This window comes from Dechloromonas hortensis (assembly GCF_009469765.1).
Classification (GTDB): Bacteria; Pseudomonadota; Gammaproteobacteria; order Burkholderiales; family Rhodocyclaceae; genus Azonexus; species Azonexus hortensis.
In genome coordinates this window covers 407707-421681 of sequence record NZ_SSSQ01000002.1, presented here as the reverse complement: position 1 = coordinate 421681, position 13975 = coordinate 407707, and the positions used below count along the sequence as shown (strand labels likewise).

General features: G+C 58.1%; 16 protein-coding genes and 2 tRNA genes. 2 read left to right on the top strand and 16 right to left on the bottom strand.

The genetic code is table 11. The features are described 5' to 3' along the window. Nucleotides 1–6: 6 nt before the first annotated feature. From GH663_RS05295 to GH663_RS05220, 16 genes are all read right to left on the bottom strand, one after another. A complete protein-coding gene (locus tag GH663_RS05295) occupies nucleotides 7–1290 on the bottom strand; it encodes a caspase family protein (protein ID WP_170291342.1) in 1284 nt (427 codons plus the stop codon). A 98-nt stretch (nucleotides 1291–1388) separates the two neighbouring features. Next, complete coding sequence (gene rpoS / locus GH663_RS05290; protein ID WP_153130624.1) at nucleotides 1389–2315, bottom strand: RNA polymerase sigma factor RpoS; 927 nt, start codon at nucleotides 2313–2315, stop codon at nucleotides 1389–1391. Beyond that, entirely contained in the window at nucleotides 2312–3130 is an 819-nt protein-coding gene (locus GH663_RS05285) for a peptidoglycan DD-metalloendopeptidase family protein (RefSeq protein ID WP_246181502.1), read from the bottom strand. Before GH663_RS05285 ends, rpoS begins: the two co-directional genes overlap by 4 nt. 107 nt (nucleotides 3131–3237) lie before the next feature. After that, nucleotides 3238–3900: a protein-L-isoaspartate(D-aspartate) O-methyltransferase gene (locus GH663_RS05280; RefSeq protein ID WP_083518136.1), complete on the bottom strand. Its 663-nt coding sequence runs from the start codon at nucleotides 3898–3900 to the stop codon at nucleotides 3238–3240. Continuing rightward, nucleotides 3897–4637, bottom strand: coding sequence for a 5'/3'-nucleotidase SurE (surE, locus tag GH663_RS05275; RefSeq protein ID WP_153130622.1), 741 nt, complete (start codon nucleotides 4635–4637; stop codon nucleotides 3897–3899). The genes GH663_RS05280 and surE overlap by 4 nt, the downstream gene beginning before the upstream one ends. Nucleotides 4638–4640: 3 nt before the next feature. Beyond that, nucleotides 4641–4964 carry an H-NS histone family protein gene (locus tag GH663_RS05270; protein WP_153130621.1) on the bottom strand — a complete coding sequence of 108 codons (324 nt, stop codon included), beginning with the start codon at nucleotides 4962–4964 and terminating at the stop codon, nucleotides 4641–4643. Nucleotides 4965–5064: 100 nt separating this feature from the next. Beyond that, nucleotides 5065–5141: transfer RNA gene (locus tag GH663_RS05265), tRNA-Pro, on the bottom strand. Nucleotides 5142–5175: 34 nt separating this feature from the next. Then, the gene (locus GH663_RS05260; protein ID WP_153130620.1) at nucleotides 5176–5553 is read right to left on the bottom strand and encodes a MerR family transcriptional regulator; all 378 of its coding nucleotides are present in this window, start codon (nucleotides 5551–5553) and stop codon (nucleotides 5176–5178) included. Then, complete coding sequence (locus GH663_RS05255) at nucleotides 5537–5839, bottom strand: integration host factor subunit alpha (protein WP_066880234.1); 303 nt, start codon at nucleotides 5837–5839, stop codon at nucleotides 5537–5539. The genes GH663_RS05260 and GH663_RS05255 overlap by 17 nt, the downstream gene beginning before the upstream one ends. Nucleotides 5840–5853: 14 nt before the next feature. Further along, on the bottom strand, nucleotides 5854–8229 hold the full coding sequence (gene pheT, locus GH663_RS05250) for a phenylalanine--tRNA ligase subunit beta (protein WP_153130619.1): 2376 nt from the start codon (nucleotides 8227–8229) through the stop codon (nucleotides 5854–5856). Next, nucleotides 8226–9272 carry a phenylalanine--tRNA ligase subunit alpha gene (gene pheS, locus GH663_RS05245; RefSeq protein WP_153130618.1) on the bottom strand — a complete coding sequence of 349 codons (1047 nt, stop codon included), beginning with the start codon at nucleotides 9270–9272 and terminating at the stop codon, nucleotides 8226–8228. Before pheS ends, pheT begins: the two co-directional genes overlap by 4 nt. A gap of 57 nt (nucleotides 9273–9329) precedes the next feature. Beyond that, on the bottom strand, nucleotides 9330–9689 hold the full coding sequence (rplT, locus tag GH663_RS05240; RefSeq protein ID WP_066879706.1) for a 50S ribosomal protein L20: 360 nt from the start codon (nucleotides 9687–9689) through the stop codon (nucleotides 9330–9332). 11 nt (nucleotides 9690–9700) lie between these two features. Next, nucleotides 9701–9898: a 50S ribosomal protein L35 gene (rpmI, locus tag GH663_RS05235; RefSeq protein ID WP_066879703.1), complete on the bottom strand. Its 198-nt coding sequence runs from the start codon at nucleotides 9896–9898 to the stop codon at nucleotides 9701–9703. 84 nt (nucleotides 9899–9982) lie between these two features. After that, nucleotides 9983–10507, bottom strand: a complete 525-nt coding sequence (gene infC, locus GH663_RS05230; protein WP_083518134.1) for a translation initiation factor IF-3 — start codon at nucleotides 10505–10507, stop codon at nucleotides 9983–9985. Nucleotides 10508–10533: 26 nt separating this feature from the next. Next, the gene (gene thrS, locus GH663_RS05225) at nucleotides 10534–12450 is read right to left on the bottom strand and encodes a threonine--tRNA ligase (RefSeq protein ID WP_153130617.1); all 1917 of its coding nucleotides are present in this window, start codon (nucleotides 12448–12450) and stop codon (nucleotides 10534–10536) included. A 131-nt stretch (nucleotides 12451–12581) separates the two neighbouring features. After that, nucleotides 12582–12658 (bottom strand) — tRNA-Val (locus GH663_RS05220). A 119-nt stretch (nucleotides 12659–12777) separates the two neighbouring features. Between GH663_RS05220 and GH663_RS05215 the strand changes: the two genes are divergently transcribed. Both GH663_RS05215 and GH663_RS05210 read left to right on the top strand, forming a co-directional pair. Next, nucleotides 12778–12978, top strand: a complete 201-nt coding sequence (locus GH663_RS05215; RefSeq protein WP_153130616.1) for a SlyX family protein — start codon at nucleotides 12778–12780, stop codon at nucleotides 12976–12978. A 10-nt stretch (nucleotides 12979–12988) separates the two neighbouring features. Then, the gene (locus tag GH663_RS05210; protein WP_153130615.1) at nucleotides 12989–13975 is read left to right on the top strand and encodes a DHH family phosphoesterase; all 987 of its coding nucleotides are present in this window, start codon (nucleotides 12989–12991) and stop codon (nucleotides 13973–13975) included.

Below are 13975 nucleotides of genomic sequence, written 5' to 3'. Positions count from 1 at the left end.
ACCGTTCTATTTGGCCTTTGTCCGGGCTGCCGGCTTGGCAGTCTTGCCGGCCGGCGGCAGCTCTGCCGCTTGCTCGGCGGCGGCGCCAACCCCATCGCCATAGACCAGCCGGCCGTTATCGGTCGGCTGGTCGTCGCGGAATTCGCCTTCCCAATAATCGCCGCCCACCCAGGTCAAGCGCCCCTGGCCGTGCTTGTTGCCATTGAGCCAGGCGCCGACATAGACATCGCCGTTGTGCAGGGTGTAGGTACCCTTGCCGTGCGGCTCGCCATTGCGGAACTCGCCTTCGTAGCGGTCGCCATTGGTGTAGTGCAAGGTGCCCACGCCATTGATCCGGTCCTCGGACCACTCGCCGTCGTAACGCTGTCCATTCGCCCAGGTGAAGCTGCCCCGCCCCTGCTTCTTGCCATTGACCAGGGCGCCCTCGTAATGATCGCCGTTCAGCCACGCGATCCGCCCCTCCCCGGTCATCGCACCGGTTACCTTATCCAGCACCATCTTACCGGTCGCGGTAAAACTATCAGTACGAATCACTTGCTCCTCGACCTCATCCGTCACAGTTGGCTCGGCAGCAGCGGCAGGCAGAGTCGCCGGAACGAAGTAGAAATCGCCGGTCAATGACGAGGATTCCCACGGAATCTGCTTATCACGGGTGGCCCGCGCCACTTCGCGGCGGACATTTTTGAACACCTGCTCGATGGTCAGGCCGGGCACCTGTATCTGCTTGAGCAGTTCCTGCGTAAACAGGCCGTTGCGACCATCGCCATCGACCGCCGTCTTGCCGGGAGCCGCTGCGTAGGCGATCAGGCTTCTCTTCGGCGCATCCATCTGCGCCAGACCGCCGCCGAGACTGCGGAAGCGACGCCCGAACGGGTTGTTCCGACAGGCATCGAGAATGATCACCTTGAGGTCGCTGCTGGCCAGTTGATCCAGCACGCCATCGACATCGACCGACCCGAGGCGGATCGAGGTTTCATTGGTGATTTGCGCGTCGACCGGAATCAGGTAATTTTTGCCACGCAGCTGCATGCCGTGCCCGGCGTAATAGAACAGGGCGACGGCATCGCTGCTCAGCCGATCGCCGAATTTGGCAATCGCCTGATTCATCTCTTTCTGCGTGCCGTCAATCAACTCGATGACTTCAAAGCCTGTCTGGCGCAGCATGTTTGCCATGTCGCGGGCGTCGTTGAGTGTTTTGCCGAGCGGTGCATCACGGTATTTGGCATTGCCAATCACCAGCGCCACCCGCTTCTCCGCCGCCCAGGCCGGTGAGGTGAGACAAATCGACATGACCACCGATGCCAGGAGAGACGTGAGAAAACGCTTCAACATCAAGGCTACCGCCGTTCAATTTCAGGAAGAGAGACTACCCGGCAGCGGGTAGCAAACTAGAGCAGGGAATCCCGCGAAATATTGCCACGCTTGATGATCTTGCGCAGCCGGTCCAGACCTTCCATCTGGATCTGCCGCACCCGCTCGCGGGTCAGGCCGAGATCGCCGGCAATCAGGTCGAGCGTCGCGATATCCTGCCCATTCAGGCCGTAGCGGCGTTCGATCACCACCCGCTGGCGCTCGGTCAACTGGCGCAGCCAGTCCTCGAGCAGGTCACCGATCTCGCTGGTCTGCAACAAGGATTCGGGATCGCGCCCGGTATCGTCGGCAATCAATTCGGCCATCGTGTGGCCGGGGTCGATTTCCAGCGGCGCATCGAGCGAGGCGATATGTTCGTTCAGCGACAGGATACGGCGCACCTCGGCAGCCGGCTTGTCGATCAGCAGCGCGACCCGCTCGATGGTCGTCTCGCGCCGCTCGGCCGATTCCAGATGGCGCATGGCACGCAGCACGACGTTGATTTCCTTGACGACATGCACCGGCAGACGGATCGTCCGCGACTGGTTCATGATGCCGCGCTCGATACTCTGGCGTATCCACCAGGTGGCATAGGTCGAAAAGCGGAAGCCACGTTCCGGGTCGAATTTCTCGAGGGCATGGATCAGCCCGAGATTGCCCTCCTCGATCAGATCCAGCAAGGGAATGCCGCGGTTCAGATAATGCTTGGCAATATTCACGACGAGCCGGAGGTTGTGCTCGATCATTTTCTGGCGCGCCGCAAAATCGCCGGTACATACCAGACGCGCCGTCGCCACCTCTTCGGCCGGCGTCAGCAAGGGCTTGGCGCCAATTTCATTCAGGTAGAGCTGGGTGACATCCTCGAGCAGGTCGAGTTCGGGCGCCACCGGCTCAGGCTCGGGAAGAAGCGCCGAGTCATCCGGCTGCCCTTCGAACTCATCCTCCTCCACGGCCTCGCTGCTCATCTTTTGGGCAGGTACTGGGCAGGATCGACCGGCTTGCCTTGCTTGCGAATTTCGAAATGCAACTTGACCGAATCCGCATCGGTATTGCCCATTTCAGCAATTCGCTGGCCCCGCGTCACTTGCTGGCCTTCCTTGACGAGAATTTTCCGATTGTGGGCATACGCGGAAAGGAAGGTCGCATTGTGTTTGACGATGACGAGTTCACCATAACCGCGCAACCCGGCACCGGCATAGACGACTTTGCCATCGCCGGCCGCAATCACCGGGTCGCCCGCCTTGCCGGCAAAATCCAGCCCCTTGTTGGCCGACTCGCTAAACGGGGCCACCACCTTGGCCGCCGAAGGCCAGATCCATGGCACATCATCCGGGCCAGCCGCAACCGTTGCTGCGGCAGGCGCCGGCTCCGGTTTCACCTCGGGTTTCGGCTCCACCTTGGTCTCGACCGGCTTGGCCGCCTCCGTCATTCGGTTCAGGCGGGCATAAGCCTCGTCGGAATACGGTTCCTTGCCAACCCGCGGCTCACGCTTGATGCCGTCAGCCGGCAAAGACTGCGCGCCGTTGACCGGCTGATCCAGCGATCGCGACTCGATGACGCCACCCGAGGCAATCGGTTTGCTGACCACGGCGCCACCAGCCTCGGTCGTGCCCGGCGGTGCCACCCGTAGAACCTGGCCTTCCTTGATCGCCGAAGGATTGATCAGATTGTTCCAGGCCGCGACGTCCTTGTAGTCCTGACCATTTTCCAGCGCAATCCGGTACAGGGTGTCGCCGCGCTTCACCGTGTAATAACCGGGCCCGCTCGGCTGAACCGGCATGGCGGCGCGGGATTGTGCCGTCGAATTGCGGTCGACCGCAGGCGCCGGTTGCTGAGAGAAACAACCAGCCAACAACAAAGAAGGGAGAACAAAAACAAAAGCTCGAATCATTGCGTTCCTGCGAGAAGCGGGACAAACCGCACGGCATCGAGCCGCGTCTCGGTGTATCCCTGAGGCGTTCGTTCAATGAAGCTAAGATACTGCTCTGACGTCCCGACTGGCAAGACCAGCCGGCCGCCGAGCGCCAGTTGTTCCAGCAAGGCTTGCGGCACATGCATGCCGGCCGCTGCGACAATGATACTGTCAAACGGCCCCGCTTCAGGCAAGCCGAACTGACCATCCGCATGTTTCAGACGAACATTGAATTGCTGCAAGGCCCGCATATTGGCTTTCGCTTTTTCGAGCAGTGGCCCGAGGCGCTCGACGGCAAAAACCTCGTTGGTCAGTTGCGCCAGCACGGCTGCCTGGTAACCGCAGCCAGCCCCGACTTCAAGCGTTTTGCCCAACGATGGACGGCCATTGAGCAGCAACTCGATCATCCGGGCGACAACGTAGGGCTGCGAAATAGTCTGCCCCATACCGAGCGGCAAGGCCGTATCTTCATAGGCGCGGGAGGCCAGAGCCTCCTCGACAAAGACATGGCGCGGCACGGCGGCCATCGCCGCCAGTACCGATTCATGGCGGATGCCTTTTTCACGCAGGCGCTCGATCATCCGCGCCCGCGTCCGCTGCGAGGTCATCCCGATACCACGAAGCACGCTTGAACTCATTGCACCCAGCGACGGATCGCAGGCAACTGGGCCGAATGCGTTAAATCGATCTGCAGCGGAGTAATCGACACACAGCCCCGCTCGATCGCATTGAAATCGGTACCTGGACCGGCGTCGGCTGCGGCACCGGCCGCCCCTACCCAAAACACCGTCTCCTTGCGCGGCGAGGTCATTTTCACCACAGGCTCTGCCTTGTGACGCCGACCAAGCCGAGTAACTTCCATACCTTTGAGATTTGCGTAGGGAATATCCGGCACATTCACATTCAACAAAACCGGCTCTTTGATCGGGTCGCGAATAAAGCGCTCGACCAACTCTCTGGCAACCTGGCCGGCAGTCTCGAAGTTATTGCCTTCAAAACTAGTCAGCGAAATTGCAATGGAAGGAATTCCCAGCAAAAAACCCTCGGTTGCCGCGGCGACCGTACCGGAATAAATGGTGTCATCGCCCATATTGGCACCGTGATTAATCCCCGAAACAATAATGTCCGGCAATCTATCCAGCATACCGGTCACTGCCAGATGCACGCAATCCGTAGGGGTACCATTCACAAAATGAAAACCACTGGCCGCCTTTTTCAAGAACAATGGGCGATCAAGCGTCAGTGAGTTACTGGCTCCACTTCGATTCTGCTCAGGAGCAACGACGACGATCTCCCCAATGGCAGATAGTGCTTCCGCCAGTACCGCTAAACCGGGTGCAAAATAACCGTCGTCATTACTGAGCAGGATACGCATATATCAAACCAATAGATTATCGATGCTGGCGCCAGTGGCTAGCCAAGCCTCAACCCACTTCGGCTTACGGCCACGACCGGTCCATTCCAGTTCAGGATTTTCCGGATGGCGATATTTGACTTTAACTTTATTGCCCGAGGAAGAAACGGTCTTGACCTTGACTTCCTTGCCCAGCAAGTCCTCAATGGCATAACCGCGGGCCTTGGCAAAAGCGCGAACCTCATTCAGGATATTCGCTTTATCCTGAACCTCGCGGCGCTTCAATTCGGCGGGAATTTGTTGCTGCAATTCACGCAACTGGGGAACAGACAATGTCGACAAATCCATAATTACCTCCGAAATTAAATAGGTGGCAACAATTTAATTTGTCTTAATATATTTTTCAACGTTAAAAATTAAAAAACCGGCAAAAGCCGGTTATTTAATTTGGTCGGGGCGGCGGGATTCGAACTCGCGACCCCTTGCACCCCATGCAAGTGCGCTACCAGGCTGCGCTACGCCCCGACAAGCCAAGCATTATACCTGAAATAACCAGGATTCAAAGACGTAACATTTCAATTACTGACATTAATTCTGCGCGCAGGCCCGTTTCAATCCTTGACGAATCCTGTTTATCGACGACAGCAACCTCAACCGCCGGACCATCATCCAGTCGATTGCGAGCACCGCTGATGGTAAAACCCTGATTATAAAGAAGCTCGCGAATACGGCGAACCAGCAAAACCTCATGATGCTGGTAATAGCGCCGATTCCCCCGCCGCTTTACCGGCTTGAGTTGATTGAACTCCTGCTCCCAATAACGCAGAACATGGGGTTTAACGCCACATAATTCGCTAACTTCACCAATGGTGAAATAGCGTTTGGCAGGAATGGGCGGGAGTTCATCCCCGCCGGAGGCTTTATGCCGCTGTTCCATCGTAGGCTAGCTCAACATCGGATTTCAGCTTTTGGCTGGCGTGAAAAGTCACCACCCGGCGAGCCGTGATGGGAATTTCCTGACCGGTTTTTGGGTTGCGCCCTGGGCGCTGAGGCTTGTCGCGCAACTGGAAATTACCGAAACCAGACAGCTTGACGCCGTCGCCAGTCTCCAGCGCATTACGAATTTCTTCGAAAAAAGCCTCGACCATATCTTTTGCCTCACGCTTATTGAGACCGACCTTCTCAAAAAGAAGGTCAGCGAGCTCGGCTTTGGTGAGCGTCATCGTTGTTTTATCCATCAGGCACGCAGTTGAGCACCGAATGCCCGTTCGAGACAAGACACCAGTTGCTGCATCGCAGCATCAACTTCCGAATCTAGCAAAGTGCGTTGAGTATCTTGCATAACTATACGGAACGCAAGACTTTTCTTGTTTTCAGGCACCCCTTTGCCAACGTAAACATCGAACAATTGAATGTCCCGTACAAGAGCCGGCAACTGCTCTTTCAGGCCATCGAGCAGGGCCTGCAAGACAAGCCCCTGATCGACAACAATGGCCAGATCGCGAATCACCGGCGGGAATTTTGAAACCTCAAGATAAGAAGGCACATGAACCGCCTTCACGAGGTCAAAATCGAGCTCGAATACAACCGGCGCTTGCGGCAAATCGTACTTCTGCACCCATTCGGGATGCAGTTCACCAAGGCAACCAATCTCGCGACCATCAAGCAGCACCTTGGCCGCACGACCGGGGTGCAAGGCCGGATGCTGCAGCCTTTCGAAACGGAGTTGAGCAGGCGCCAGCAGCGCCTCGATATCACCCTTTACATCGAAGAAATCGACCTTGCGTGCACCGCTGCCCCAACCTTCCGGCAAGGCACCGCCGTACGCCAAGCCAGCCAGCTTCCAAGGCTGGAGAAAACCGGCAACCGGAACGCCCAGCGAAACGCGCTGAAAAGCACGCCCCGTTTCAAACAGGCGAACTCGGCTCTGCTTGCGCTTGAGATTGGTCACCAGATTGGAAATCAGGCCGCCAAACAACGTCGACCGCATGACTGCCATCTGACTGGCGATCGGGTTGGCCAGGCGAATCAGGTCGGCATTAGCGGCAAAATCGGCCTCCCAGGCCTCCTCGACGAAAGCGAAATTGACCACTTCCTGATAGCCACGATCAACCAACAACTGGCGAACGCGCGCCGCTGGACGTTGCGCTTCAGGCTGCACCATCATTTTCAAATTGCCGCGCGGCGCCGGCGCCGGGATATTGTCATAGCCGTGCAGACGGGCGATTTCCTCGATCAGGTCTTCCTCGATCTCGATATCGAAGCGCCAGGTCGGCGGTGTCACCAGGAAATCGTCGCCTTCGCGCACGAAAGACAAGCCCAGGCCGTTGAACAAGCCGGCGATCTGTTCGGGCGAAAAGACCATGCCGATCACCGCACTGGCCCGTGCGCTGCGCAAGCGCACCGGCTGGCGCGCCGGCATTTCTGCCTTGGCCTCGACCACCGGACCTGCAGCCCCGCCACAGATATCAATAATCAGTTGCGTAGCCCGCTCGATGGCACGACGAGCGCCACCGAAATCAACACCGCGCTCAAAGCGGTGCGAGGCATCGGAGCCGAAACCGTAACGACGGGCGCGACCGGCAATCGCCTTCGGTGCGAAGAAGGCCGACTCGAGGAACAGCTCACTGGTTTCCAGCGTGATGCCGCTTTCCTCACCGCCCATGATGCCGGCCATGGCCAAGGGCTTGGCATCGTCGGCAATGACCAGAATATCGGCATCGATATTGATGGTCTGCTCGTTCAACAGCAGCAGCTTTTCTTCCGGCTTGGCCATGCGGGCATGCACGGCGCCTTCGAGCTTGGTGTTGTCGAAGGCATGCAGCGGCTGGCCGAGTTCGAGCATCACGTAATTGGTGACGTCAACCAGTGCCGAAATCGAGCGGATACCGCTACGCTCCAGGCGGCGTTTCATCCATTCCGGGGTCGCCGCCTTGGCATTGACGCCCTTCAGCACACGGCCGAAATAGAGCGGGCAGGCAGCCGACGCATCGAGCACCACGGCGCGCTGGTCGGCGATGCTTGCCGCAACCTCCGGCACTTCGATCAGTTTGGCCTGGGCGCCGGCAATGGCCGCGACTTCGCGCGCCACGCCGGTCAACGACAGGCAGTCGGCACGATTCGGCGTCAGTTTGAGTTCAAATTGATTGTCTTCGAGATCGAGATATTCGCGGATCGACTGGCCGACAGGCGCATCAGTCGGTAGCACCAGCAGGCCGGAAGCCTCTTCGGCAATACCAAGCTCCTTGGCCGAACAAAGCATGCCGGAGGACTCGATCCCGCGTACCTTGGCGATTTTGATAACAAAATTGCCGGGTAACTCGGCGCCGGGCAAAGCGCACGGCACGCGCAGGCCGACAGCCACATTCGGTGCCCCGCAGACGATGGTTGTCGGCTCGCCGCGACCGGTATCAACCTTGCAGACGTTAAGACGGTCAGCATCCGGATGCTTGACCACTTCGAGCACCTGGGCGACGACGACGTCGCTAAATTGGGGTGCAACCGGCTCCAGCCCCTCGACTTCGAGGCCGGCCATGGTCAGTAGATGAGAAAGCTCCTCGCTCGACAACTGAGCGTCGACAAGGGTACGCAGCCAGGATTCGGAGAATTTCATGCGAATTGCCTCAGGAAACGGAGGTCGCCTTCAAAGAAGAGGCGCAGATCATTGACGCCGTAACGCAGCATGGTCAGGCGATCCTGGCCAAAGCCGAAGGCAAAGCCGGTGTACTTTTCCGGATCAATGCCGGCGATACGCAGCACATCCGGATGCACCATGCCGCAACCGGCGATTTCCAGCCAGCGGCCTTCGAGCGGGCCGCTCATGAAGGCAACGTCGATTTCGGCGGACGGTTCGGTGAACGGGAAGAAAGACGGGCGGAAGCGAACCTTGAGGTCGCCGGACTCGAAAAAACTCTTGAGGAAATCTGCGATGACGCCCTTGAGGTCGGCGAAGGAAACCCCCTCGCCCACCCACAGGCCCTCGACCTGATTGAACATCGGCGAATGGGTCGCATCGGAGTCAACTCGATAAACCCGGCCCGGGGCAATGATGCGGATTTCGGGCATTTTCTCGAGTTGACCGTAGCGCTCGACGTGCGCCTTCATGTAACGCGCCTGAATCGGGCTGGTGTGGGTGCGCAGCAGCACCTTGTCGGCCACCGTGCCATCCGGGCTCTGCAGGTAAAAGGTGTCGTGCATCGAACGCGCCGGATGATCCTCGGGCGTGTTCATGGCCGTGAAATTGAAAAAATCTTCCTCGATCTCGGGACCGTCGGCCACTTCGAAACCGATGGAGCGGAACAGGGACTCGATCCGTTCCAGCGTGCGCGTTACCGGGTGCAGACCACCGCGCGCTTCAGCGCGACCGGGTAGCGTGACATCCAGTGCCTCTTCGGCCAGGCGCGCTTCCAGCGCGGCCTTGCGGATTGCTTCGCGACGCTCGTTGAGCGCAGCTTCAACGGCCGTCTTGGCAACGTTGATCGTAGCACCGGCAGTTTTCTTCTCTTCCGGCGGCAATTTGCCCAAGCCTTTGAGAAGTTCGGTAATCTGTCCGCTCTTGCCGAGGAAACGGGCTTTTACCTGTTCCAGCGCATCCGGGTCAGAGATGGCAGCAAACGCCGACTGGGCTTCGCTAACGATTTGATCGAGATTGTCCATAAACATCCACCAACAAAAAAGGAGGCTTTCGCCTCCTTTTTTTAATTACGCTTTCGCTCAGGCGCCGAGCTTTGCCTTGGCTTGAGCAGCCAGAGCAGCAAATGCCGGCTGATCGAAGACAGCCAGGTCGGCCAGAACCTTGCGGTCCACTTCGATGTTGGCCTTCTTCAGACCATTCATGAAGGTGCTGTACTTCATGCCCAGCTCGCGAGCTGCTGCATTGATACGGGCGATCCACAGGGCACGGAACTGGCGTTTGCGTTGACGACGGTCACGGTACTGATATTGACCAGCCTTCATCACCGCCTGTTTGGCGACGCGATATACGTTCTTGCGACGACCGCGGTAACCCTTGGCCTGAACGAGAATCTTTTTGTGACGGGCGCGAGCCGTTACACCACGTTTAACTCTAGGCATCTGCTATCTCCTTATGCGTAGGGCATCATGGCGCGGACAGAAGCGGAATCGCGCGCGTTAACTTCGACGGAACCGCGCAGATGGCGTTTCACCTTGGTGGTCTTCTTGGTCAGAATGTGACGCTTGAAGGCTTGACCGCGCTTGATGGAACCACCGGCGCGGATCGAGAAACGCTTTTTGGCGCTGCTCTTGGTCTTCATTTTGGGCATTTAGATGCTCCTTAATGACATGCTGTCAGGTGGTTCCCGGCGGGAACGCTTGCACTACCCGAAGGCACTTATGGATACTACGTATTACACTTTCTTCTTGGCAGGCGCGATGATCATGATCATCTGGCGACCTTCCATCTTCGGCATCTGCTCGACCTGGCCTACGGCCTCGAGGTCTGCCTTGATTCGTTCGAGCTGGCGCATACCGAATTCCTGATGCGCCATTTCACGCCCCCGGAAGCGCAAAGTCACTTTGACCTTGTCTTCTTCTTCCAGGAAACGAGTCATATTCCGGAGCTTGATCTGGTAGTCGTTTTCGTCGGTGCCCGGGCGCAGCTTGACTTCCTTGACCTGCACCTGTTTCTGCTTCAGCTTGGCCTCATGCGCACGTTTCTGTTCCTGATACTTGAACTTGCCGTAGTCCATGATCCGACAGACCGGCGGCTTGGCAACCGGGGCGATCTCAACCAGATCGACACCAGCTTCTTCAGCCATCTGCAAGGCAGCGCGGATACTCATGATACCCAGCTGCTCACCTTCCAAACCCTGGAGACGAATCTCCGGAACCGTAATTTCTTCGTTGAGGCGATGCGCCTTGTTCTGAGCTATGGTGAAACCCCCGAAAACAACAATAATTAAGCCGTGCCACTACGCGCTGCGACTTCGCCTTGAAGTCGCTCGATCAGTGCATCCACGGACATTTGCCCGAGATCCTGACCACCGCGAGTACGCACGGCTACCAGTCCGTCCGCTTTTTCCTTATCGCCCACAACAAGCTGATAAGGCAGCCGGTTCAAGCTATGTTCGCGAATTTTATAGGTAATTTTCTCGTTACGCAAATCCGACTCAGCCCGGAAGCCGGCTTGGTGTAGCTTTTGCGCGACTTCGGCAGCGTAATCCGCCTGCTTCTCCGAAATATTCAGGACAACGGCCTGAGTCGGCGCCAGCCAGAGCGGCAAGGCGCCGGCGAAGTTTTCGATCAGGATGCCGATAAAACGCTCCAGCGAACCAAGAATCGCACGATGCAGCATCACCGGCACCTTGCGCGTATCGTCAGCCCCGACATACTCGGCGCCAAGACGACCCGGCATCGAGAAATCGACCTGCATCGTGCCGCACTGCCAGGAGCGCCCGATGGCATCCTTGATATGGAACTCGATTTTCGGTCCGTAGAAAGCCCCCTCGCCCGGCAACTCCGTCCATTCCAGCCCGGAAGCACGCAAACCTTGGCGCAACGCATCCTCGGCCTTGTCCCAGACCTCATCCGAACCAACCCGGCTTTCCGGACGCAAGGCCAACTTGACGGCGACGTCGTTGAAGCCAAAATCGGCATAGACTTTCTTGACCAGCGCGTTGAAGGCGGTCACCTCGGATTCGATCTGATCTTCGGTACAGAAGATATGACCGTCGTCCTGCACAAAGCCGCGCACGCGCATCAGACCATGTAGCGCACCGGTCGGCTCATTACGGTGACAGGAACCGAACTCGCCATAGCGCAGCGGCAGTTCGCGGTAGGAACGGAGGTCGGCATTGAAGACCTGGACATGCCCCGGGCAGTTCATCGGCTTCACCGCGTAATCGCGGTTTTCCGAGGCCGTCGTAAACATGTTGTCCTTGTAGTGCTCCCAGTGACCGGACTTTTCCCACAGCGACTTGTCGAGAATCTGCGGGCAGCGCACTTCCTGATAGCCGTTGTTGCGATAGACGGCGCGCATGTACTGCTCGATTTCCTGCCAGACCGCCCAGCCCTTCGGATGCCAGAAAACCAGACCGGGCGCCTCGTCTTGCATGTGAAAGAGATCGAATTGCTTGCCCAGGCGGCGATGGTCGCGCTTCTCGGCCTCTTCCAGCATATGCAGATAGGCCTCGAGATCCTCCTTCTTGGCCCAGGCCGTACCGTAGATGCGCTGTAGCTGCTCATTGCGATGGTCGCCGCGCCAGTAGGCACCAGCCACCTTCATCAGCTTGAAGACTTTCAGCTTGGCCGTGGTCGGCACGTGCGGACCGCGGCAAAGGTCGATGAAATCGCCTTCGCGATACAGCGAAACCTGCTGATCAGCCGGAATGGCACCAATCAACTCAGCCTTGTATTTCTCGCCGAGATCGAGGAAGAACTTGACCGCGTCGTCACGCGCCCAGACTTCGCGGCTGACCGGGATATCCTTCTTGGCCAGTTCGGCCATCCGCTTTTCGATCGCCACCAGATCTTCCGGGGTAAACGGGCGCTTGTAAGCGAAGTCATAATAGAAGCCGTTTTCAATGACCGGGCCGATCGTCACCTGCGCCTCCGGGAACAACTCCTTGACGGCGTAAGCCAGCAAGTGAGCGGTCGAGTGACGAATCACCTCAACACCCTCGGCATCGCGATCCGTGATGATCGCCAGATCGGCATCTTTTTCGATCAGGAAAGAAGTATCAACCAGCACGCCATCAACCTTGCCAGCCAAGGCTGCACGGGCCAGACCGGCACCAATGCTTGCCGCAACCTCAGCAATTGTTACCGGCTGCTCAAAGGAGCGGATGGAACCATCAGGCAGTTTGATATCAGGCATGGCAAATCTCTGGGCAAAAAAAAAGTGCGGGGCGAGCCGCACTTTTTTGGTCGAACGAAAGCTGACTCGATTAGTGTTTCTGAACTGCAGTGCAAGTTCGGAAATTCATCAATTCAGCTCCGTCGGGAATTTGGTAGGCGGTATTGGAATCGAACCAACGACCTCCACGATGTCAACGTGGCGCTCTAACCAACTGAGCTAACCGCCTTCAGAAGGTGCGCATTATAGACTGAACACCAAAGCCGTCAACAACTTTTCACGAAAAGTTGTGAAGCCAAGTACACTCCGCCCCTCAAGCCAATGAATTTTAAGGAAACAGGACTGCCAATGGAATCGCGAATTACCGAGCTGGAGATCAAGATAAGTTACGCCGAAGACATGATCGACGAGCTTAACCACACCATTTTTCGCCAGCAGCAGCAAATCGACCTGTTGATTTCCCAGCTGCGGGCCTTGCGCGAACAAATGCAGACCTCCCAGCCAAACGAAGCGCTCAGCCTGCGCGACGAACTCCCACCGCATTACTGAAGCTGTTCGCATGACCGCACACACGCCGACCAGCATTCTCTACCACGCCGACTGCCTTGACGGCTTTGGCGCCGCCTATGCCGCCTGGCGGCGATTCGGCAGTGCCGCCCGCTATTGCCCGATGCATCATGGCGCCGCCTGGGAAATGAACGAGATCGCCGGGCATACCGTCTATATCCTCGACTTTTCCTTCCCGCCAGAAACCCTGGAGCGTATGGCAAAGCTCGCCCACGCAGTCATCCAAATCGATCACCACGCCTCGGCCCGCCACGCCTGGGCCGACAAACTGCAGCCAGCCGATGACGGCAGTCATTCATTTCACGCCCCATCACTGCCGCTCAGCGTCATCTTCGATCTCGGCAAATCCGGCGCCCGGCTGGCCTGGGAATATTTTCACGAGGCCCCCGTCCCGCTTGCCCTGGCTCATATCGAAGATCAGGACTTGTGGCGCTTCGCCTTGCCGGCAACGCGTCCTTTTTGCCGCGCCCTGCGGCTGCTCCCCTTCGAGTTGGAAACCTGGGATGCCATGGTGCAGGCGACGGCAACAGCGGACACGCCCCGCTACCTGGAGATGCTCGGCAATGGCCAGGCCATCGAGCAGTTCTTCCAGAAGGAAGTCGAACGACTTGCCCATGGCACCCTGCCCAGCCCGGCCCGCCTGCGCGGCGAACCCGTCGACGCCCTGCAGGCAACGCGCCATGGCCTGCCAATCATCAGCGACAACGAACTCAGCTGGCGAGCCATCGAAGGCATTGCGATCAATACCAGCGCCTTGTTCAGCTCCGAACTTGGCCATCAACTGGCACAGCAGAGTGGTACTTTTGGCTTGATCTGGCAACTGGCCGCCGACGGCGAAGCCAAGGTTTCGCTTCGCTCGGAGGGGGGCTTCGACGTCGCCGAAATCGCCAGCCGCTACGGCGGCGGTGGACATCGCAATGCGGCCGGTTTTCGCATGCCGGTCGCCCGCTTCATGGCCGAAGTTCTCGGCCTCGGCTAA

Excerpts from the sequence above, each read along its gene's own strand:
- GH663_RS05295 (WP_170291342.1), bottom strand. The coding sequence starts at position 1,290 with ATGTCGATTTGTCTCACCTCACCGGCCTGGGCGGCGGAGAAGCGGGTG.
- rpoS (WP_153130624.1), bottom strand. The coding sequence starts at position 2,315 with ATGAGCAGCGAGGCCGTGGAGGAGGATGAGTTCGAAGGGCAGCCGGAT.
- GH663_RS05285 (WP_246181502.1), bottom strand. The coding sequence starts at position 3,130 with ATGCCGGTTCAGCCGAGCGGGCCCGGTTATTACACGGTGAAGCGCGGC.
- GH663_RS05280 (WP_083518136.1), bottom strand. The coding sequence starts at position 3,900 with ATGAGTTCAAGCGTGCTTCGTGGTATCGGGATGACCTCGCAGCGGACG.
- surE (WP_153130622.1), bottom strand. The coding sequence starts at position 4,637 with ATGCGTATCCTGCTCAGTAATGACGACGGTTATTTTGCACCCGGTTTA.
- GH663_RS05270 (WP_153130621.1), bottom strand. The coding sequence starts at position 4,964 with ATGGATTTGTCGACATTGTCTGTTCCCCAGTTGCGTGAATTGCAGCAA.
- GH663_RS05260 (WP_153130620.1), bottom strand. The coding sequence starts at position 5,553 with ATGGAACAGCGGCATAAAGCCTCCGGCGGGGATGAACTCCCGCCCATT.
- GH663_RS05255 (WP_066880234.1), bottom strand. The coding sequence starts at position 5,839 with ATGACGCTCACCAAAGCCGAGCTCGCTGACCTTCTTTTTGAGAAGGTC.
- pheT (WP_153130619.1), bottom strand. The coding sequence starts at position 8,229 with ATGAAATTCTCCGAATCCTGGCTGCGTACCCTTGTCGACGCTCAGTTG.
- pheS (WP_153130618.1), bottom strand. The coding sequence starts at position 9,272 with ATGGACAATCTCGATCAAATCGTTAGCGAAGCCCAGTCGGCGTTTGCT.
- rplT (WP_066879706.1), bottom strand. The coding sequence starts at position 9,689 with ATGCCTAGAGTTAAACGTGGTGTAACGGCTCGCGCCCGTCACAAAAAG.
- rpmI (WP_066879703.1), bottom strand. The coding sequence starts at position 9,898 with ATGCCCAAAATGAAGACCAAGAGCAGCGCCAAAAAGCGTTTCTCGATC.
- thrS (WP_153130617.1), bottom strand. The coding sequence starts at position 12,450 with ATGCCTGATATCAAACTGCCTGATGGTTCCATCCGCTCCTTTGAGCAG.
- GH663_RS05215 (WP_153130616.1), top strand. The coding sequence starts at position 12,778 with ATGGAATCGCGAATTACCGAGCTGGAGATCAAGATAAGTTACGCCGAA.
- GH663_RS05210 (WP_153130615.1), top strand. The coding sequence starts at position 12,989 with ATGACCGCACACACGCCGACCAGCATTCTCTACCACGCCGACTGCCTT.